General features: G+C 26.0%; 24 protein-coding genes, 2 tRNA genes and 1 other RNA gene. 23 read left to right on the forward strand and 4 right to left on the reverse strand.

Annotation, left to right across the window (positions count from 1 at the left end):
* Nucleotides 1-336 precede the first annotated feature (336 nt).
* A complete protein-coding gene (locus tag T401_RS06750; protein ID WP_033178763.1) occupies nucleotides 337-1,782 on the forward strand; it encodes a hypothetical protein in 1,446 nt (481 codons plus the stop codon).
* 470 nt (nucleotides 1,783-2,252) lie between these two features.
* A complete protein-coding gene (locus T401_RS06755; protein ID WP_033178764.1) occupies nucleotides 2,253-2,462 on the forward strand; it encodes a hypothetical protein in 210 nt (69 codons plus the stop codon).
* A 49-nt stretch (nucleotides 2,463-2,511) separates the two neighbouring features.
* Here the strand turns inward: T401_RS06755 and T401_RS0101700 are convergent, their stop codons facing one another.
* Nucleotides 2,512-3,222, reverse strand: coding sequence for a pseudouridine synthase (locus T401_RS0101700; protein ID WP_033178765.1), 711 nt, complete (start codon nucleotides 3,220-3,222; stop codon nucleotides 2,512-2,514).
* A gap of 120 nt (nucleotides 3,223-3,342) precedes the next feature.
* Here T401_RS0101700 and T401_RS0101705 point away from each other — a divergent pair, with 120 nt between their 5' ends.
* The 5 genes from T401_RS0101705 (at nucleotide 3,343) to T401_RS06765 (ending at nucleotide 5,615) form a co-directional block, all read left to right on the forward strand.
* On the forward strand, nucleotides 3,343-3,663 hold the full coding sequence (locus T401_RS0101705; RefSeq protein WP_033178766.1) for an MG284/MPN403 family protein: 321 nt from the start codon (nucleotides 3,343-3,345) through the stop codon (nucleotides 3,661-3,663).
* Nucleotides 3,650-4,744 carry an MHO_1580 family protein gene (locus tag T401_RS0101710; RefSeq protein ID WP_033178767.1) on the forward strand — a complete coding sequence of 365 codons (1,095 nt, stop codon included), beginning with the start codon at nucleotides 3,650-3,652 and terminating at the stop codon, nucleotides 4,742-4,744. Before T401_RS0101705 ends, T401_RS0101710 begins: the two co-directional genes overlap by 14 nt.
* Nucleotides 4,744-5,253: an MHO_1590 family protein gene (locus T401_RS06760; protein ID WP_052169651.1), complete on the forward strand. Its 510-nt coding sequence runs from the start codon at nucleotides 4,744-4,746 to the stop codon at nucleotides 5,251-5,253. Before T401_RS0101710 ends, T401_RS06760 begins: the two co-directional genes overlap by 1 nt.
* Before the next feature lie 10 nt (nucleotides 5,254-5,263).
* Complete coding sequence (locus tag T401_RS0101720; RefSeq protein ID WP_033178768.1) at nucleotides 5,264-5,485, forward strand: acyl carrier protein; 222 nt, start codon at nucleotides 5,264-5,266, stop codon at nucleotides 5,483-5,485.
* A gap of 55 nt (nucleotides 5,486-5,540) precedes the next feature.
* Nucleotides 5,541-5,615: transfer RNA gene (locus T401_RS06765), tRNA-Trp, on the forward strand.
* 76 nt (nucleotides 5,616-5,691) lie between these two features.
* On the opposite strand, the gene T401_RS0101730 is transcribed toward T401_RS06765, so the two are convergent.
* Nucleotides 5,692-5,766: transfer RNA gene (locus T401_RS0101730), tRNA-Thr, on the reverse strand.
* A gap of 47 nt (nucleotides 5,767-5,813) precedes the next feature.
* Complete coding sequence (locus T401_RS03345) at nucleotides 5,814-6,959, reverse strand: methylated-DNA--[protein]-cysteine S-methyltransferase (RefSeq protein ID WP_052169652.1); 1,146 nt, start codon at nucleotides 6,957-6,959, stop codon at nucleotides 5,814-5,816.
* A 101-nt stretch (nucleotides 6,960-7,060) separates the two neighbouring features.
* Between T401_RS03345 and prfA the strand changes: the two genes are divergently transcribed.
* The 16 genes from prfA (at nucleotide 7,061) to T401_RS0101810 (ending at nucleotide 20,362) form a co-directional block, all read left to right on the forward strand.
* On the forward strand, nucleotides 7,061-8,140 hold the full coding sequence (prfA, locus tag T401_RS0101740) for a peptide chain release factor 1 (RefSeq protein WP_033178769.1): 1,080 nt from the start codon (nucleotides 7,061-7,063) through the stop codon (nucleotides 8,138-8,140).
* The gene (prmC, locus tag T401_RS06770) at nucleotides 8,140-8,841 is read left to right on the forward strand and encodes a peptide chain release factor N(5)-glutamine methyltransferase (protein ID WP_033178770.1); all 702 of its coding nucleotides are present in this window, start codon (nucleotides 8,140-8,142) and stop codon (nucleotides 8,839-8,841) included. Before prfA ends, prmC begins: the two co-directional genes overlap by 1 nt.
* 42 nt (nucleotides 8,842-8,883) lie before the next feature.
* Nucleotides 8,884-10,002 carry a molecular chaperone DnaJ gene (dnaJ, locus tag T401_RS0101750; protein WP_033178771.1) on the forward strand — a complete coding sequence of 373 codons (1,119 nt, stop codon included), beginning with the start codon at nucleotides 8,884-8,886 and terminating at the stop codon, nucleotides 10,000-10,002.
* Nucleotides 10,003-10,065: 63 nt separating this feature from the next.
* Entirely contained in the window at nucleotides 10,066-11,901 is a 1,836-nt protein-coding gene (gene topA / locus T401_RS0101755) for a type I DNA topoisomerase (protein ID WP_033178772.1), read from the forward strand.
* A 90-nt stretch (nucleotides 11,902-11,991) separates the two neighbouring features.
* Complete coding sequence (rpsP, locus tag T401_RS0101760; protein WP_033178773.1) at nucleotides 11,992-12,249, forward strand: 30S ribosomal protein S16; 258 nt, start codon at nucleotides 11,992-11,994, stop codon at nucleotides 12,247-12,249.
* A 2-nt stretch (nucleotides 12,250-12,251) separates the two neighbouring features.
* Nucleotides 12,252-12,929, forward strand: coding sequence for a tRNA (guanosine(37)-N1)-methyltransferase TrmD (trmD, locus tag T401_RS0101765; protein ID WP_033178774.1), 678 nt, complete (start codon nucleotides 12,252-12,254; stop codon nucleotides 12,927-12,929).
* Nucleotides 12,919-13,275 (forward strand): 50S ribosomal protein L19, encoded by a 357-nt coding sequence (gene rplS, locus T401_RS0101770; RefSeq protein WP_033178775.1) that lies wholly within the window; start codon nucleotides 12,919-12,921, stop codon nucleotides 13,273-13,275. Before trmD ends, rplS begins: the two co-directional genes overlap by 11 nt.
* An 82-nt stretch (nucleotides 13,276-13,357) precedes the next feature.
* Complete coding sequence (locus tag T401_RS0101775; RefSeq protein ID WP_033178776.1) at nucleotides 13,358-13,750, forward strand: cytidine deaminase; 393 nt, start codon at nucleotides 13,358-13,360, stop codon at nucleotides 13,748-13,750.
* Nucleotides 13,751-13,916: 166 nt separating this feature from the next.
* On the forward strand, nucleotides 13,917-15,050 hold the full coding sequence (locus T401_RS06775) for an SLAC1 family transporter (RefSeq protein WP_033178777.1): 1,134 nt from the start codon (nucleotides 13,917-13,919) through the stop codon (nucleotides 15,048-15,050).
* A gap of 18 nt (nucleotides 15,051-15,068) precedes the next feature.
* Nucleotides 15,069-15,356: RNase P RNA component class B (gene rnpB / locus T401_RS03410), an RNA gene on the forward strand.
* A 103-nt stretch (nucleotides 15,357-15,459) separates the two neighbouring features.
* Nucleotides 15,460-16,212: a DNA-processing protein DprA gene (locus T401_RS06780; RefSeq protein ID WP_033178778.1), complete on the forward strand. Its 753-nt coding sequence runs from the start codon at nucleotides 15,460-15,462 to the stop codon at nucleotides 16,210-16,212.
* A 70-nt stretch (nucleotides 16,213-16,282) separates the two neighbouring features.
* On the forward strand, nucleotides 16,283-16,999 hold the full coding sequence (deoD, locus tag T401_RS0101790; protein WP_033178779.1) for a purine-nucleoside phosphorylase: 717 nt from the start codon (nucleotides 16,283-16,285) through the stop codon (nucleotides 16,997-16,999).
* 7 nt (nucleotides 17,000-17,006) lie between these two features.
* Nucleotides 17,007-18,302, forward strand: a complete 1,296-nt coding sequence (locus T401_RS0101795; protein ID WP_033178780.1) for a thymidine phosphorylase — start codon at nucleotides 17,007-17,009, stop codon at nucleotides 18,300-18,302.
* A gap of 14 nt (nucleotides 18,303-18,316) precedes the next feature.
* The gene (gene deoC, locus T401_RS0101800) at nucleotides 18,317-18,970 is read left to right on the forward strand and encodes a deoxyribose-phosphate aldolase (protein ID WP_033178781.1); all 654 of its coding nucleotides are present in this window, start codon (nucleotides 18,317-18,319) and stop codon (nucleotides 18,968-18,970) included.
* A gap of 17 nt (nucleotides 18,971-18,987) precedes the next feature.
* Nucleotides 18,988-19,617: a uracil phosphoribosyltransferase gene (gene upp / locus T401_RS0101805; protein WP_033178782.1), complete on the forward strand. Its 630-nt coding sequence runs from the start codon at nucleotides 18,988-18,990 to the stop codon at nucleotides 19,615-19,617.
* Between the two features lie 199 nt (nucleotides 19,618-19,816).
* A complete protein-coding gene (locus T401_RS0101810; RefSeq protein ID WP_052169653.1) occupies nucleotides 19,817-20,362 on the forward strand; it encodes a deoxycytidylate deaminase in 546 nt (181 codons plus the stop codon).
* 61 nt (nucleotides 20,363-20,423) lie between these two features.
* Here T401_RS0101810 and rpmF read toward each other — a convergent pair whose 3' ends face one another.
* Nucleotides 20,424-20,621, reverse strand: coding sequence for a 50S ribosomal protein L32 (gene rpmF / locus T401_RS0101815; protein ID WP_033178783.1), 198 nt, complete (start codon nucleotides 20,619-20,621; stop codon nucleotides 20,424-20,426).
* Between the last annotated feature and the right edge of the window lie 27 nt (nucleotides 20,622-20,648).

A 20,648-nucleotide genomic window follows, 5' to 3' on the forward strand; every position in this document is an offset into this window, starting at 1 on the left:
TTGCTAAATACAATATTGGCTATGTTCCTGATTTGTTAAAAAATAATAATGTTAAATTTGTATATGAATATCAAAAAGAAAATTTAAAAGAAACTATACAAAATATTATCAATTCTTAAAAAAATAAATTAAAAAGAGGATTCAGAGGATTCATTCTCTTTTTTTATATATTAAAATTAAAATTTTCATTTTAAAACTTTAAAAATCATTTTAAAAAGAACAAAAATTGGATTTTTTTTGAAAAACTAACAAAATCCAAGCAGTTTTTTTTTTTTTTTTTGCAAACAAATAAAATTAGTTTTATAAATAAAAAAATGTATTAGAAAAGGATAAAAAATGAAAAGCAAAAAAAATAAAAAAATTTATTATTTATACTTTCTTTTTTGTACAACAGGGGTAATTACCACATTACCTTTAATTAGTTCAAAATGTGAAAAACCCACTTCTCAAGATCAACCTAAACAACCAAGTGTTCCTAACACTCCAGATCCACAACCAAATCCAAACCCTACTACACCAACAACTAATCATTTTGATATTAGTACTTTAAAAGTTGGTGATCGTTTAGCTAATGGTGATCTTGTGGTTAATTTATTAAGCCACGATCCAGATTATTTTGGACGTTATTTTCAACACAACCCAGAAGAATTAATTATCAAAGATAATAATGGTGTCTTTAAAATTGCGATTTTAAATCTCCAAAGTGGAGAAGTAATTAAAACTTATCAAGTTGGAGATATTATTAAAAATATTGGGACTAAAGATTATACACTATTAGATGTTGATGAAAACACAGGTAAATTCTATGATAAAGTAGTTGGTAAAGAAATTATCTTTAAAGATAATGCTTTAGGTGGATTAAAATGAATTGGACATTTTAATATTGAATATGCAATTGAAAGCGCAATTAAAAATAATAAAAAATATGCTTATCAAGAAGGTGATGTAGAATTACAAAGAGATGTTTTCATTAAAGAAATTAATGAACATGGTTATGAATTAGAAAATCATTATACTGAAGCAGATTGAATTGTTAAAGGAAAAAAAGAATATAAAAGTGTTGTTCTTGAAAAAATAAAAGATAGTAAAAATAATCAATCAAATATTAATTATTATAAAAATTATTATAATAACAACTCAATTATTAATTATTTAAAAAGATCTTATAAAATAAATTCTTTATTTATTAATTTATCTAATAGTGCTGATTTATTAACTTCACCTGATCAAATTGATGCTTTTGTAAAAGATGTTTATAACAATAACAAATCTAATGAAACTTTGATTAATTTTGTAAAACAAGAATTAATTACCGAATATAGTAAATATAATGTTAAATTTAAAACAACATTAAGCAAAGATTGAGTAAATGATAATCTTATCAAAGAACAAGATTTTAAAACTATTTTAATTACTTTAATTGAAAAAGATCTTATTATGTATTCTTTCGCTTTTAATGAAACAGACACTTTTAAAGAAGCATTGGTTGCGTCATTATATCTTTTCAAATATATTAGTGAAAACCCATCATTTTTCATAGATGGTCTTGAAAGTTATTTAGAAACATTACCTTACAGTGAATTCCCTTATAAATACGATAGATACCCTTATTATAAAGCATCTCCAACTCTAGAAGATGATATTAAGAAATTCAATGTTAAAGTTTATAATCATTTAATTAATAATGAATGAAAACCATATGTGGATTTAATCAAAAGCCTTAATTCGCAATATGATGTAGATTTATCAAAATATATAGAACGTGAAATGTATGAGTTTTAATAAAGTCATTTGATTTATGGTATAATGAGATTGATTATTTATTAATGACCGGTTTTAATCAGGTCATTTTTTATTAATAATTTTATAAATTTATGGTGTAATTTAGTTATTATGAGAAAACAAATGGATGTTAAAGAATATGTGGTAGATGAAATTACTATGGGTTTAATAATAACTTTTGTAAATAATTAATATTTCCAATTGTTTATAAATAAAATAACCATATGATACAAAATTAATTTCATTGAATGGATAGTATGATTGATCAAACGTATTTAACAACCATTAATAACTATTTAGCACAATGAGTAAGTGGTTTTGAAAATATTAATGCCTCGGCTTATTATGATATACATTATTAAGATTATTGTTTAAAAGTTATTAATATAGACACTGAAGATGAATGTCTGATTAATATTAATCATAACTCAATTGCCTTAATTAAACAAGAATTATTAAGTGCCTTAATTATGTTAAATGGAGCAATTAATTATGATGCTACTTTTATTAAACACTTAAGTAAAAACTTTACAACAAAAATTTATAATTATTTAATCGCACACGAATGAAAACTAGCAATAGATTTTATTAAAACTATTGAAAAAAGATATAGTGTTAATTTATTAGAATATGCAATTCATAAAATGATCTATCGTATAAAATCTTTTATAACATTATAAAAAATTATTTTAATGAGAAAAATAACCCCCACTTGTTAGAGGTTATTTTTTATTTTATTTGGTTTTTTAAATCAATTATTTCTTTTGCTGTTAAATTTCTTCATTTACCAATTTTTAGATTTTTGTCAGTAATACATCCATAAGAAACACGGTGCAATTTAATTACATTACTTTGAACTAAATTAAATAGTTTTTTAACATGATGATTTCTTCCTTCAACCAAAGTAATTTGATAGCTATTATCACCAACAAATTCAACTTGTTGGACAGATTTTTTATTATCTAATATTACGCGATGACTATTTAAAAATTTAAGTTCCTCTGTTGATAAAGCTCGATCTAAAGTGGCAATATATGAACGTTTAATTTGGCTTGAAGGATGAGCTAATTTATTGGCTAAATCACCATCATTAGTAATAATAATGATACCAGTAGTGTTAAAATCTAATCTCCCTACTGAAAAAGCATATTCTTTTAAATTCATTCATTGATAAATAGTTTTACGGTTTTCTGGATCCTCAATAGTGCAAATAGTTCTTTTAGGTTTATTTAAAACAAGATAGATATTTGGTTGTTTGTTTCAATCAATTTTTTTATTATCAATTAAAATAACATCTTTAGTTGTTATACGTTGACCAATTTTGGCAATTTCATTATTAATTTTAACTTTATTTTGTGCAATTAATAATTCTGCTTCTCTTCTTGAACAATAACCAGACATACTAATTGCTTTTTGGATTTTAATTGTTTCTTGATTCATGTGCTTCTCCACTTGATACTTTTTTAATTGATATTTATATTATAAATATAGTTAACTAATTGTCTCATTATTTCAATAAATTTTTGCTAATTTATTTTAATTTAAAGCAAGGAGAGAGAAATGGAATACACATTAAATGAGATTGGAATTATTTCAAATTTATCACTAAATGAGAAAAAGAAATTTATTTCCAAATATTGTAATGACATGAAAATTTTAGAATTATCAAGAAAAATTAAAAATATACAAAATTACAAAGATTATTTAACAATGTTTATTGATTCATTACAAAAGGATGACAAAAAAGTATTTTTAGAAAATTTTATTTTTAATAACCCTGAGCCTAATTGATATCTTAATCATTGATCTAAAACAACATATTACAAGAAATTACATCTAGTAGTCAACAATTTCTTAAGGTTTTTGTATGCTATTAAATAATCAATTAATTAAAAATATTGAAAACGAAAAATTAGCTTATCGGGTGGAAAAAAGAATTTATAATCAAGACTTATTAAATGCCAGTGAAAAATTTAAACTTAATTTTGAAAGAATAATCAATATTGATGGATTTATTTTAAATTTTAATTACCAAAATGATACTTTAAAATATCTTAACAACCAATTGTTTGTGACTATCACAATTAATAACAAAGTGATATTACAAAATGTCAATTTAATTTCAAATAATGGCACTTTTGAAATTAAATTTATTTCAGAAACTGCCAAAACTAAAATCAAATTTTCTGAAATAAAAAATATCAATATCGAGCTTGTTTTGCAAAATGATAACAATATCAAGCAAATTTATGGGCTAAGTATTTATTTAGACCGGCAAAACATTAATAAAGAATTTGTTATAGATAGTAATGGGATTGGGATTGGGATAATCAAAAAGATTAATATCATTTTTTCTAATGATGAAAATCTTAACGATCTATTAATAAAACATTCAAACATTGAATATTTGTATTATGTTTTTAAACCAAAAGTTTTGAAAATTGGTAATCAAATTGAAACGCTTTATGAATTAGATATATTGAATAACAAAAACAATATTCCCAATCAAAGTGATTATTCAGCCTTAAATATTAAAAATATCACTATTTGTAATGACAAAACAAACAAACCTGAATTTATTTTTGATTATACTAGCCCGACAAAGAAAATTTTAATCAATTCTTATTCATTTTATGATGTTGAAAACAAAAAAATGATTTTCAACACAAACAATCCTAATGCTAAAAGAGGCATATGCATTTCACCTAATTTTGTTGGTAATTTTTCTCATGATATGGAATTTAGTATTGGCGAAAATCTAAATGATTATAAATTACATTACAACCAAGTGGTTAATCAGCCTTATTTGCATGCCAAAAGAGGATTAATTAAAATGAAAATTAAACAAGAAGAAAACTATTTTGAACAAGCTAAATGGAAAACAATTTATTACCGAAATTTAAATAAAGTGATTGAAGAAGCTAAAACATTATTAGACATAGAAAATAAAGGGGGAGAATAATGAAATCAAGAACAAAAAAAATTATTTTAATATCATCAATTTCCACCGTTGGTTTGTTAAGCATTGCTGGTGTAACTTCAGTTTTTGTTATTAAATCTAAAGCTAAACAACAAAACAAGAATAATCATCACATTACCATTGATGATGACAAAGAAAATAAAAAAGAAGAAAAAGTTAATAAAGAAGAAAACACACATAATGAACAACCTAAAAACAATGATGAACCTACAATTGAAAAAGAAATCATTGATTCAAGTTTAGTTTTTCCAAGCATTGATGATAATACATATTATGATCACTTGAATTTTAAAGATTCAAATGCTTGAATTGATGATGAGATGATTGCCTTTGTTATCAAAGACATTATTTCAAAATTGATAATCAATGACGGAGAAATAAAATATGCATATAACCGAATTGCTCAAAATGATGTTGAGATATCTTTCATTTGAGAAAATGATACTCAAAAAGCATTTAGAACTTATAAAATCTGTACTAATAATATATAATTAAAAGGCTATGGAAATTAAAGATTATGTTTTTAAACAAATTAAAAAGTTAACTAAAAAATCCTTTGATGAAAATTCTAGTATTAAAGATTTAAATATTGATAGTTTAGATTTAGTGGTTTTAATAAGCGAAGTTGAAGAACAATTAAAAATTACTATTTCTGATGAAGAATTACTAAACTTTAAAACAATTAGTGATATTATCAATACTTTAGAAACTAAATTAAAATAGATAAATATAACAAAATTATCAATGATTAGTATAAAATAATATTGTTATATTTAATAGGGGTATAGTTCAATGGTAGAACAACAGGCTTCAACCCTGTGTGTTGTGAGTTCGAGTCTTGCTACCCCTGCCATATGGAGCTTGCTCCATTTTTTTATTATTTTGCAAATAAAAAAAATGAGAAAAATCTCATTTTGGTCATTTTGATATGGTGCCGTTTACTAGAATTGAACTAGCGACCCCTTCCTTACCATGGAAGTGCTCTGCCCCTGAGCTAAAACGGCAACTCATTAATTATTATATAGATTTTTTAAAATTTTAAACAAATTTATTAGCTATTTTTCTTGACTTTTTCATGGTTTAACAAATTGATTTTGGTTTTAATATTACCATTAAAACCACCAATTGAATTGCTAGCTAAAACACGATGACAAGGAATTATTATGGGAAAATTATTTTTGCCACATGCTGTTCCAACTGCTTGACATGACATGTTTTTTATCCCTTTTTTTATTGCTAATTGATTAGCAATTTCTTTGTATGTTTTGGTTTTGCCATATTGAATTTGACTTATTTGCAATCAAACTTCTTTTTGAAAAGGTGTTCCTTGCATTTTTAAAGGAACATTGCATACAGAAATTTTATTATTGAAATAATTATCTAATCATGTTTTGGTTTCTTTAATGATTTTAGAATCATTATTTATAAAAGGAAAGTGGTGTTTTTCTAAGAAATTTATTTTTTTATATTTTTGATCCGGGTTAATTGATATTTTGGTCAATTCATCTTCATTTGCTTGTAATAAAATAACACCAATTTTTGATTGATAAAAATCAAAATACTTATCTAATTGTCAAATTCCTTTTGGTTTTCAAATATCTTTTTCAACACATTTTCAAATATAAAATGAAGCAATTGAACCATATGGTGAGAATTTCTTTTTAAAATCATTTAATTGCTTTTTGGTTATTTCTTTTAAACCATATAAATTCATTAAACCAATTTTAATTCCTAAATCATTGATACTAAAAACATCTAAACGGTTTAAACAAAAAACTAAAACCATTTCAGCTGTTCATGGTCCGATTCCATTTAAAGTCGTTAAATAAGAAATTGCTTCATCATCACTCATATTATTTAACTTATCAATATCAAATTCATGCCTTCTTATTTTAGTAATAAATTCAAAAATATATTGTGCTTTTTGGCTTGATAACCCAAAGTTTTTTCAATCTTCAAGATTTAAATTTTTAGTAGTTTCTAGATTTATTTCTTTTAAGGTCTGCTTGATATTATTTCATAATTTATTTTGAATTTGAATACTTATTTGTTGACCAATAATATTTTTTATAATTGATTGAAAAACATCTTCTTCCAAACTAATTTCTAGCTTCCCGAATTTATTAATTATTTTTTGTAATTTTTCATCAACATTTTTAAGAAATTCCAATGCTGATTCATCATATTTAAAAATCATTTTAACCTCTTTTTTTAATTATATAAGACCAAATCATAAATTCAATAATTCTGCTAAAAATTATTGTCTTTTAAGGCGGGGTTTGTTATAATTTTTAAGTTATGGAAAAATCAATGCATGAATCATTAATGGCAATTAAATCGAAATATGAAGAAATTGCTAATGAATTACTAAACCCAGAAATTTTTAACGATATTAAGAAATACACAAAATTAAACAAGGAACAAAGTTCAATTAAAGAAATTTATGATGCTTTCAATAACTTTTTAAAGGCTGAAAGTATGTATAAAGAAGCAAAAGAAATTTTGAATAATGAAAAAGATGCTGAATTGATTGAATTAGCTAAACAAGATATTTTAGAACAAGAAAAAATAATGGATGTTTTAGAAGAGGATTTAAAAGAACTTTTATTACCAAAAGATGAAAATGATGATAAGAATGTTATTATGGAAATAAGAGGCGCTGCTGGAGGAGATGAAGCAAACATTTTTTCAGGTGATTTATTCAAAATGTATCAAAAATATTGTGAATCTAATGATTTTAAAATAAAAATTATTGATTATACATATGGAACAGCTGGTGGATTTAGTCAAATAGTGTTTACTGTTAAAGGTGAAAAAGTTTTCTCAAAATTAAAATATGAAAGAGGAGTTCACCGAGTTCAAAGAGTTCCTCAAACCGAAACCCAAGGAAGAGTGCATACTTCTACAGCAACTGTTACTGTTTTACCAGAAGTTGATGAAGACGTAAAAATTGATATTTCTTCTGATGATATTGAAGTTGATGTATTTAGATCTTCTGGAGCTGGAGGACAATCTGTCAATACAACAGATTCAGCAGTAAGAATTACCCACAAACCTAGCGGAATAATTGTTACATCGCAAGATGAAAGAAGTCAAATTCAAAACAGAGAAACAGCAATGAAAATTTTACGAGCTAAACTTTATGAATTAGAAATTAAAAAACGTGAAGAAGAAGAAAGTGGTTTAAGAAAATTGGCAGGAACTGGGGATCGAAGCGAAAAGATTAGAACATATAATTATCCACAAGACAGAGTTACTGATCACCGAATTGGTTTTTCTACTTCTTTAAAAGTTGTTATGGAAGGTGAATTGGCAAAAATTATTGAACAACTTAGTGCTGATGAAAAAGCCAAAAAAATTAGTGAGGCTGGTTTATAATGATTGAAAAAGAGGTTTTGCTTAGAGAAAAACTAAGGTATGATATGCCTCTTTTTGTTTCTAAAAAGGAACTAAAAATGTTAAAAAAGGATGTTCCTGTTCAAAAAATTATCGGAATACAAGAAATGCAAAATGTTTGAATTGATTTAAGATATAAGGTTTTGATTCCGAGATATGAAACTGAAGAGGTAATTATTGAGGCTTATCAATATTTAAATAAGGATAGCAATATTTTAGATTTAGGTTGTGGTTCTGGTTTTATTGGCTTGGCAATTAAAAAAAATATTGATTGCTATGTAGATTTAGTTGATATATCTAACCAAGCAATAAAACAAACAAAATTTAATGCCAAATTAAACAATTTAGATGTAAATGTATTTAAATCAAATTGATTTAAAAAAGTAAATCGTCAATATGATTTGATAATTTCAAACCCTCCTTATTTAAATAGAAAACATAATTTTGATAAATCTTTAAAATATGATCCAAAAAGAGCTTTATTTGCTAAAGACAATGGTTTAAAATGTTATAAAGAAATATTAAAAGAAGCCAAAAAATATTTAAAAGAAAATGGAAAATTAATTTTTGAAATTGATCCTTTTTCTGCAACTTATTTTCAAACTCATTTTCCCAAAGCTATTATAAAAAAAGATATTAATCAAAAGCAAAGAATTATTACTATTTCAAAAAATGATTTGTAATTTTAGCACTCTTTAAATTATTGTGCTAAAATTTATTTTATTATGAGTGAAAAAGCAAAAAGAGATTATTATGAAGTATTAGGTATAAACAAAAATGCCACCGAAAAGGAAATTAAAAGTGCTTATCGTAAATTAGCAATGAAATATCATCCCGATCGAAATAAAGAGGCTGATGCAGAAGAAAAATTCAAAGAAGCAACTGAAGCTTATGAAGTATTAATTGATCCTGAAAAAAAAGCTAAATATGATAAATTTGGTCATGGAGCTTTTGATAAAAATAGTTTTAATTTTTCAGAAGATATTTTTCAAGATATTTTTTCTCAATTTGGTAGTGCTTTTAGTGGAGGATTTAATTCAAGCAATCCTTTTGAAGATATTTTTGGTTTTGGTTCAAGCAAAAAACGCCGTGGTCCAAGTCGGGGCGATGATTTACAAATGTCAATTACAATTGAATTTATTGATTCAGTATTTGGAAAGAAATCTAAAGTAAGCTTAAATAAAAATAATATATGTTCACATTGTAAGGGAACTGGAGCCGAAACTAAAGAAGATATTGTAACTTGTCCAAATTGTAATGGTACTGGTGAAAAAATGCAAAGCATGGGCTTTTTTTCAACCATTGTACAATGTAATAAATGTAATGGCAAAGGTAAAATTATTAAAAGAGTTTGTTCAAAATGTAAGGGCAGCAAATATGAATCTTCTTTTGAACTTGTAGACATCGAAATACCAGCTGGAATTAAAGAAAATGAACAAATTAAATTGACTGGCTTTGGTATGCCATCATTAGAAGGTGGACCAAGAGGGGACTTATATATTTTTGTACACATCAAACCTCATAAATATTATGAAAGAATGAATGATGATATCTTGTTAAATGTTCCAATCTCAATAAAAAGTATTATTTTGGAAGAAGAAGTGGCAATCCCAACTCCTTATGGTGAAAAAACAATTAAATTGACTAAAAATACTAAGCCAAATGCAATATTAAAATTAAGTGGATATGGTTTTAAAAATCGTCGAACCAATAAAAAAGGTGATTTAATTATCTCTTTAGAACCTTATATTCCAGACATTAATAAAACTGATATTGATAAATTAAAAGAAGTTTTCGATAATTCAAAAGATTCTATATTCGATAAATGAAAAAAAGAATTTTAGGATCTTTTTTATTTATTTAGTTTTTTACATATTATAATATAGCAATATTTTATGGGGGTAATTATGCAAGACAAAGTTTTAATTGTGGAATCACCAAATAAAGTAAACACTATCCAAAAATATATTGGAAATGAATATAGTGTTTTATCTTCTGTAGGGCATATTTTAAAATTATCTACTGGTGGTGAAAGTGGTTTAGGGATTGATTTTGACAAATGAGAACCAATCATGATTAAAGACAATACCAAAACCAAAGTAATTAAAGAATTAAAAGAAGCTATTAAAAACGCCAAAGAAGTTTTAATTGCAACTGACCCTGATCGCGAAGGAGAAGCAATTGCACAAAACATTGTTGATACTTTTAAAATTGAAAAAAAATATAAAAGAATTAAATACAATGAAATTACTAAAGAAGCAATTGAATATGCCATCAATAACCCTTTAAAAATTGATGATGATTTAGTAAAAGCTCAAAAAGCTAGAAGAATGCTTGATCGTATCATTGGTTTTAAATTATCAAATTTAATGAAAAATAAGGTTAAAAATGCCCCAACAGCGCCAAGTGCTGGAAGAGTTCAATCAATTGCTTTAAAACTTGTTTGTGATCGCGAAAAAGAAATCGAAAGTTTTATCCCAACTTTATATGCCAAAATTATTGCTAAAATCAATGATTATACTGAAGCAAGTTTTTATTTTAAGAATCAAAATGATTTTGATAATGATAATACTTGAATCAAAAGAGCAAAGGCTGAAGAAATTATTAAATTTTTAAATAATGAAAAAAGTCTTGTTGTAACTGATTTTAAAATTTCAAAAAGAAAAGAAGCACAAATTACTCCTTTCAAACAATCTGTTTTGTATAAAGAAGCAAAATATTCTTCATTAATTGTTCAGGGTTCTGCTCAAAGATTATTTGAAAGAGGGCTTATTTCTTATCCAAGAACTGATTCAACAAGAATGAATGAAAACTTTATTCTAAAGGCCAAGAACTTTATTGAAAAACAATTTGGTAGTGAATATGTTGCTGATGATGTAAAAGGTTTTAGTGGCCAACAAGATGCTCATGAAGCAATTCGTCCAACCGATATAACTTTATTACCAAATGTTGCTACTAAAGAATATGAACTAAATGAAGTTGATGCATATATTTATGAATTAATATATAACAAAACTATAGCAGCCATCATGAAAACTCCAATAAGAGAAATTTATCATTATGATCTGTCACATGGTGAATACAATTTTAAAATGTCATATTCAAAAGTTATTTTTGATGGATATTATAAAATCTTTGGCTATGAAAATCCTAAAGAATTAGACAAATATGAAATTGGTGAAAAAATCAAAGTACAAGAATTTATTAAAGAAGATAAAGAAACCAATCCACCAGCAAGATATAATGATGGTTCATTAATAAAAATGCTTGATGATATTAAAGTTGGTAGACCTTCAACTTTTGCTTCAACAGTAAAAGTTATTAAAGAAAGAATGTTTGTTGAAACAATCAATAATGCTTTACACCCGACTGCTTTTGGAAGAATTGTTTTAGAAAAATTAGTTGAAGGTTTTCCTAAAACAATGAATGAAGAATATACTGCTGAAGTTGAAGAAGATTTAGATGAAATTGCTCAAGGACAAAGGGATTATAAAATTCTAATGGCAAGTTTTTGAGAAAAATTCAATAACAATTTAGATGAAGCTTCTAAAACAATGGAAATTAGTGTTTTACCTCAAGAATTTATTAATGAAAAATGTCCAGAATGCAATAACGAATTACTATACCGTTATACAAAAATTAAAAAAGAAAAATTTATTGCCTGTTCTAATTTCCCTAAATGCCGCTATACAAGAGCAATTGAAAATAATAAAAAGAAATTTTTTAAAAAGAAAACTAAGTAAAAAAGTGTCAAGTATTTTTGCTTGACATTTATTTTTTATGGTAAAATTTTTTTGATTATTAATTAACAAAACAATTTGAAAGGAAAAACCATGGTTAAATTAAGATTAAAAAGAACTGGTAAAAAATTTAATGCATGTTATAAGGTAGTAGCTGCTGATGCTAGAGCTCCTAGAGATGGTAGATTTATTGCTGAATTAGGACACTACAATCCACATGACAAAAAACTTGTATTAAATTATGAATTAGTATCAAAATATTTAGATGAAGGCGCTAAACCAACTGAAACTGTAAGAACTTTATTAAAGAAAGACAATTTCTACGCTAAATACATAGCTAATAAAAAATAATTATGAAATTTAATATTCTAAGCTTATTTCCGAAATACTTTGAAGCCTTTAAAACTCAAAGTATTATTGCTAAAGCAATTAAACTCGGCCATATTGAAATTAATGTTATTGATTTTAGAGAATTTTCAAAAGAAAAACATCATAAAGTCGATGACACAATTTATGGTGGCGGAGATGGAATGCTTTTACAAGTTGAACCAATTGATTTGGCGTTGCAAACTGTTCCAAATAGTCATAAAATTCTTTTAAGCCCCCAAGGAAGAGTATTTAATCAAAAAGTAGCTCATGAATTAGCTAAATATGATGAAATAACTTTAATTTGTGGTCATTATGAAGGATTTGATGAGCGGATTTTACATTTTGTTGATGAAGAAATTTCCGTTGGTGATTATGTTTTAACTGGAGGAGAAATTCCGGCAATGGCAATTACTGAAGCAGTTGCAAGATTAATTCCTGGAGTTTTAAAAAAAGGTTCGCACCAAAATGAAAGTTTTGAGGATGATGGATTATTAGATTTTCCACAATACACGAAACCGGCGGTATACAAAGGATTAAGTGTACCTGAAATACTTTTAAGTGGAAATCATCAAAAAATCGCTGAATGAAGGAAAAAAGAAGCTTATAAAAAAACTTTAAAGAATAGAAAAGACATAATTGAAAGGATAGAAAATGAGAACTAAATTATTAGAAATCGTAGAAAGTGATCAAATAAGATCAGATCTTCCTGAAATTAGAGAAGGTTATAATGTTAAAGTTCATGTAAGAATTAAAGAAGGAAACAAAGAAAGAATTCAAGTTTTTGAAGGTTTAGTAATTGCTGCTTATGGCGAAGGTATTAATAAATCAATTTTAGTAAGAAAAGATTCATATGGAGTTGGAGTTGAAAGAAACTTCAAAATCAATTCACCTTTAATTTCTCATATTGAAGTAGTAAGAAAAAACAAAGTTAGAAGAGCAAGACTATACTACATGAGAGATCTAAAAGGTAAAAGTACCAGACTTAAAGAAATTAAAAACAATAAATAATTTATATCAAACTAGCCAAAAGCTAGTTTTTTATATCTTTTTAAACCTAAAAGCAATTATTAATTTATGATAAAATTAAGATATGAATTTACAAGAATTAAAAGAAAAATTAAAATATAGTTATTCTCCTTATTCTGGTGTTCAAGTAGCAAGTTTAGCAATTACTGAAGATGGTAAAGAATTTTATGGGGTTAATACTGAAAATCCTGCTTATCCAAGTGGTCTTTGTGCTGAAAGAAGCGCTTTATTTGGCAGTGTTGCTTATGGTGCTAAAGTTGGTTCATTTACCGAAATTCATGTTATTAGCAATAAAAAACACATTCTTTATCCATGTTGTGGTTGTTTACAAGTTATCATTCAATTTTTAAAGCCAGATGGGTTAGTACATCTTCATAATTATGATTGTTCCATCAATCAAACCTTAAAAATTAAAGAACTTGTTCCTTATCAAGTTCAAGATAAAGATATTAAATAATAACAGTGTTGAATTAACACTGTTTTATTTTTGTCTTAATAGAAATGAAGTTTTAAACTAACCACAAGATAAAAATGAAAAATATGTTAAAATATTACAATGTTATATTGAAGATTATTTTTATTAAAAATTAAATCTCATTTTTTTTATTCTTAAAGGGCTGATAATGACAAATATAAAGAAAATCAAAGATATTCCTTTATCACTTAATGGGGTTTTATTAGCAACATTAGCATTATCAGGAATCATTACTTATTTATTAGATAAAGTCGATCCAAATAGCGAAGCAATAAGATGAAGCATTGTTGGGTTTCTTCTTGTTACATTATTTTTGGCAACTTTCTATGTTATTTTGATTTCAACCAAAATCATTGGTTTTCCAAACCAAACTAAAAAAGATTTTTTAAATCCAAAACTAAGTGGTCTTATTGGCATTTTTTTAATTGCTTTAAATTCCTTTGGAAATGTTGTTTGTAATTTAATTAATCATTTAAATTTAGCAAATCAAACAGCTTTATATTTGTGTATCCTTCCTGTAAGTATTTCCTTATTAGCCTTAATTTTGCAAATCGTATATACACTTTGTTTCTTTATTAAAATTGTTACTAAACATCGTTTATTTAAAAAAGAAACAGAGGCATATGGTTCATTTCTAATTCCTTTTGTAGGGTTTGGAATTGGGGGATGTTATTGTGTTAATTTTCATTTCTTAATACCAGTTTTAATTTATCAAATTGTTTGATTATTTGCCATTGTTAGTTTCTTTAGTTTTGGAATTTATTCAATGTTCAAAATTGTTATCAAAGGTAATCAAGACAAAAACTTACTTACTTCTCAAGCAATAGTTGCTTCACCAACTAATGTTGTTGGTTCAGCCTTTTTAATTTGTTTTAATCCAGACAATACTAAATACTTAACAAACCCATTATTCTTTAAGATTTTTTCATCCATTTTATTAACTATTGGTATTATCACAATAATCTTTTATTTTGTAGTTTGATATCGTCTTTCTAAAAATCAAGTAAATAAATTAACACTAGCTAGCTTTGGTTTCCCTTTAGCAATATTCATCAATCATTTATTACTATTTAACTTCACATTTATTTATCCGGAAGCTAAATTATTTGTTTTATTCATCATCCTTTTAGTTCTTGAAATTGCCTTAACTCTATTTTTAATTGGAATTGTGATTTATTTGAATTATATTCATATTCGTTATATAAATCATTTGTTTAAAGATAATAAAGACGCCTTAGAAAATAATTACACAATTAATAAATATAAAGTCATAAACAATTAATTGTGTTAAAATAATACTTGACACAGCTAACTGCTATGCAAATAGAGGAAAATCCGCTCTAACACATTCTGCGATGAATGTAGTGTTCATGCTAGATCTAAGAAATCTAGGCAACCTGATTAGTTGACGACTAGTGCAACAGAGACGAGCTTATTAAATTAAGGTGCAACGATGTAAACTCCATGAGTTAGAAACCCAAATTTTGGTAGGGGAACTATATCAAAGGAAATGAACAGCGATATGGAAGTATATATTACTTAGATAAATAGTTAGCGCCTGCAAAGGTACAGAAAGCGGTTTATCGTGTTATTTAATCAAAACTGGATTCTTCCAGTTTTTTATTTCTCATTTTTTTCCTATTTTTAAGGGATTTAAAGAAATAAATGAAAAAATTAATGTAGGAGAATAAATGAACGATTATATATATTATTTTTGTCGCAAATATAATGGCGATTGAAACAAAATTTATCAAGCTTTTAAAACTTATGAATGAGTTGATAACGAATTATTCAAAAAATATCAAGATGAAAGACAAACAGCGATTACAAAATATTTTACAATTTTAGATGCCGATTATCCAGTTGCCTTTTTAAAAATGGATTTTGCCCCCTTTATTATTTTTTATCATGGTAACTTCGGATTATTAAATGATGAAAAAATTATTTGTCTAACTGGCAATGTTTTGAATCATGAAACTTTAAAACTCTTAGAAAAAATTGATGAGATAAATGAACCAACAACATTTATTAATCTATTATGAAATGGTTTAGATGAGTATATTGTAAAAAGGATTTTAAAAAATCCTAAATTAAATTTAATTTTAATTGCTCCTTGCGGTTTAAACAAATTTAATAATAATTTTCTAACTCAACAAGATTTAAAAAGGATTTTAATACTTAGCGAATATCCTGATGATTATCACCCAACAAAAAAATCTTTTAGTTTTCGAAACAGAATTGTTAATGCTTTGGCTTTTAAATTAGTGTTATTTGCCACCAATGGAAATTTAATGTATCCACTAATTGATTATTATATTGTCAACAACAAACCAATTAATTGTTTTTTAAGTAATGAATCAAACAAAGAAGATGAAAATATCAACTTAATTAATAATGGAGCAAAACTTATAAGAAACTTTAACAATATAAGGGATATTAAATAATTCTTATTTAATTGCTTTTTTAATATAATTTATATATAAGTAAACTTTTTTTATTATTTAAGGAGATAATATGACACCACATATAAACGCAAAACCAGGAGATTTTGCTAAATTAGTATTAATGCCTGGAGATCCTTTAAGAGCTAAATTCATAGCCGATAATTATTTAACCAATGTTAAATTGGTTTCTGATGTTAGAAATGTATTTATGTATACTGGCTATTACAATGGCAATAAAGTCTCAGTTTGTGCTTCAGGAATGGGCGTTCCTTCTATAGGAATATATTCATATGAGTTATATAAAGAATATGGCGTGGAAGCAATTATAAGAATTGGTTCAGCTGGAAGTTTTAAAGCTGAAATTAAAAACTATAGTTTAATTCTTGCTGATTCAGCTTATGGCGAAAATATTGCTTTTAGAAATGGAATTATTCCAGGCAATGTTGATACAGTTGTATATCCAACAGCTGAATTAAATAAACAAATCATGAATAATGCAAGGGAATTAAATTTAAATGTTTTAGAAAAAAGAGTCATGACCGAAGAAGCATTTTATACTGAAAGAAGTATTGAAGAAAGAGTTGCTACTTCAGGAGGAGCAGTATGTGTTGAAATGGAATCATATGCTTTATTTACGGTAGCAGAAAAATTAAATAAAAAAGCCTCTTGTTTATTAACTATTTCAGATAATTTAGTTACCCATGAATACACTACTAGTGAAGAAAGACAAAATTCATTTAATGAAATGATGAAACTAGCTTTAAGTGTTTCAAAAAATTACCAATAGGATTATTATGAGAATAATTGATATCATAAACAAAAAAGTTGAAAAACAAGAATTAAATAAAGAAGAAATAAACTTTTTCATTGAAAATTATACAAACGGAAACATTCCAGATTATCAAGCTAGTGCTTTATTAATGGCAATTAGATTAAATGGAATGACTGATAAAGAAACTGCTTTTTTAACAGAAGCAATGATGTATTCTGGAACAGTTTTAAATTGAGATCATTTAAATAAAATTGTTGCTGATAAACATTCAACTGGCGGAATTGGTGATAAAGTAAGTATTGCTTTATGTCCAATCCTTGCATCATTAGGATTAACAATTGCTAAAATGTCTGGTCGTGGCTTAGGTCATACTGGTGGAACTTTAGATAAACTTGAATCAATTGAAGGATATAACTTTTCTTTAACTGAAAAAGAATTTAATGAACTTGTTGAAAAACACAATATGGCAATCGTCGGACAAAATGAACAATTAGTTCCCGCTGATAAAAAAATCTATGCTTTAAGAGATGTTACTGGAACTGTTCAATCAATTCCTTTAATTGCTAGCTCAATTATGTCTAAAAAATTAGCAACTGGTTCTAATTGTATTTTATTGGATGTAAAATGTGGAAATGGCGCTTTTATGAAAGACATTGAACAAGCCAAAAAACTTGGAGAATTAATGATTGCTATCGGAAAGCAACTTAACCGTAAGATTGCAGTTGAAATAACCAATATGGAACAACCTTTAGGAAGAACTATTGGAAATAAAATTGAAGTTTTGGAAGCTATTGATACTCTAAAAGGCAATGCTCCAGAAGATTTTAAAGAAATTATTTATTCTTCAGGTTCTACTTTATTAATTCTTGCTGATTTAGCTAAAAATGAAAATGAAGCAAGAAAAATGATTGATGAAACTATTAAAAATGGTAAAGCATATCAAAAATTTTTAGAATGAATCAAATCTCAAGGTGGAAATGTAAAAGTTTTTGAAAATCAAAATTGATTAGATCCAAAATACAAATATGAAATTAAATCAAATCAAAATGGTTATTTAAAAATTAATTCTGCAATTTCATTTGGTAATGTAGCAATGAAATTAGGAGCAGGAAGAGCAACAAAAGAAGAATCAATTGATTTTGAAGCCGGTATTTATTTAAATAAAGTTTCAAATGAATATGTAAATAAAGGAGATATCTTATTTACTTTATATTCTTCAAAACCAATTAATCAAGAATTGGAAAAAGAAATTTTAAATTCTATTGAATTTAATGATCAAAAATATGAAATTAAACCAGTTCTTGCTAAACTAATGTAATTTAAGGAGATAACATGGAATATAACAAACTTGTAGATCATACATTATTAAAGCCTGAGGCTTTATCTAAAGATATTGACAAATTGATTGAAGAAGCAAAAACATACAATTTTAAATCTATTTGTATTGCGCCTTCATACATAAAATATGCTAAAGAAAAATTAGCTGGTACAGATATTTTAATTTGTACAGTTATTGGGTTTCCTTTGGGATACAATGCAACAAGCGTTAAAGTATATGAAACCAAAATTGCAATTTCTCATGGGGCTGATGAAATTGATATGGTTATTAACATTGGTCGTTTTAAAGACAAAGAATATGAATATGTTTTAAATGAAATTAAAGCTATTAAAAATGAATGTGGAGACAAAATTTTAAAAGTTATTGTAGAAACAGCTTTATTGACAAATGAAGAAATTGAAAAAATAACTGAAATTGTTTTACAATCAGGAGCAGATTTTATTAAAACCTCAACAGGATTTTCATATCGTGGAGCTTCATTTGAAGATATCAAAATAATGAAGAAAATTGCTAAAGACAATTTATTAATTAAAGCTTCTGGTGGAATTAAAAATGGTGATGACGCTATTGAAATGGTTAAATTAGGTGCAAATAGATTAGGTATGTCTAAATCCGTTAACATTATGGAAGATTTAAAGAATAAATAGTTTTAAAAAGGAATAATATGTTAAAAATAATCGATCACCCATTAATTAAAACTAAATTAACAACAATGCGAAGCGAAGATACATCACATGCTGAATTCCGCTCGAATTTAAACGAAATTGCTTCATTAATGGTTTATGAAATTTTAAGAGATTACCAAACTAAGATATGAAAAGTTAAAACACCAATTGGGGTTGAATTTGAAGGTGAAACTTTAGAAAAAGAAATTCTTATTGTCCCTATTTTAAGGGCTGGATTAGGAATGGTTCAAGGAATTTTAGATTTAGTCCCACAAGCAAGGGTCGGTCATATTGGAATTTACCGAGATGAACAAGATTACAAAGCAAAAGAATATTTTTATAAAATCCCTGACGTGAATAAAGATAGTTATATTTTAGTAGTGGATCCAATGCTTGCTACAGGAGTGAGTGCTTGCGATGCAATTACTAAATTAACTAATGAGGGTTTTAGCAATATTAAATTAGTTTGTTTAGTAGGGGTTCAAAAAGGAATTGACTTAATTCAATCTAAATTCCCTAATGTTGATATTTTCTTGGCTTCTAAGGATGAGAAATTAAATGAAAATAATTATATTATTCCAGGACTTGGAGATGCTGGTGATCGTTTATTTGGAACAAAAGGAAAATAGCAAGAATGCTATTTTTTTATACCATTTTTGCTTAGATTTGGTATAATAATATTAATTCAGCTTAAAGAAGCTGGATTAACATAGTTAATGTCTTATCAGTGCAAATGCATATTTCAATGAATAATCGAAAATGGGATCTGCGGAGCCCGTTTTCATTTTACTTTTTTAGTTTATAATATTTATTTAAGGAGATTCTATTATGAAAAAGAATAAAAGTTTATTTAATAATGAAAATAATAGTATCAAATGAGATGCTTATTTCATGTCACTTGCTAAATTGAGTGCTATGCGTTCAAAAGATCCTGATACAAAAGTAGGGGCTTGTATAGTAAATAGTAATAATTATGTTGTGTCTTTAGGTTATAACGGAATGCCAACTAGTTATAAAAACACAAGAAAGAATAATGATAATTCCTTTACATGGGAACGACCAGAAAATAAAGATGAAGTAATAAAATCTAAATACACTTATGTAGTCCATGCTGAAGCAAATGCCATAATTAATGCTAATATTACAAGTTCTAAAATTGAGCCAGGTTCAATTTTATATGTAACTCATTCACCTTGTTATCATTGTGCCAAATTAATAGTACAATCTAAAATCGGCAAAGTTATTTACGAACAAGCATATCGTCCTGAAGCTGATGATTTTCTGGCTTCTAAAAAAATTTTTGATGCCTTTGGAATCGATTTAGTTAAATATGATGAAGAATTTGATATTGAATTAAAATTAAAAGAAAATTAAAAACATCCATAACATTGTTTGATGGATGTTTTTTTAAAAAAAATTCAATTTGGTTTTTTAATTATTTAACTTTGTCATTTAAAGCTTCTTTAATAACTTTAATTCCTTTATAGAAACCACAATATTTACATGCCATGTGTGGCAAGATTTGTTGCTTGCAATTTGCACAAGCAACTAAAGTATTGGCTTCTAAAGCGTGGTGTGATCTACGTAAATGTTTTCTTTGTTTTGATGTTTTTCTCTTTGGTACTATAGCCATTTTTTCTCCTTAAATTGTTATTTAATT

Source organism: Mycoplasma anseris ATCC 49234 (genome assembly GCF_000702805.1).
Lineage (GTDB): Bacteria > Bacillota_I > Bacilli_A > Mycoplasmatales > Metamycoplasmataceae > Metamycoplasma > Metamycoplasma anseris.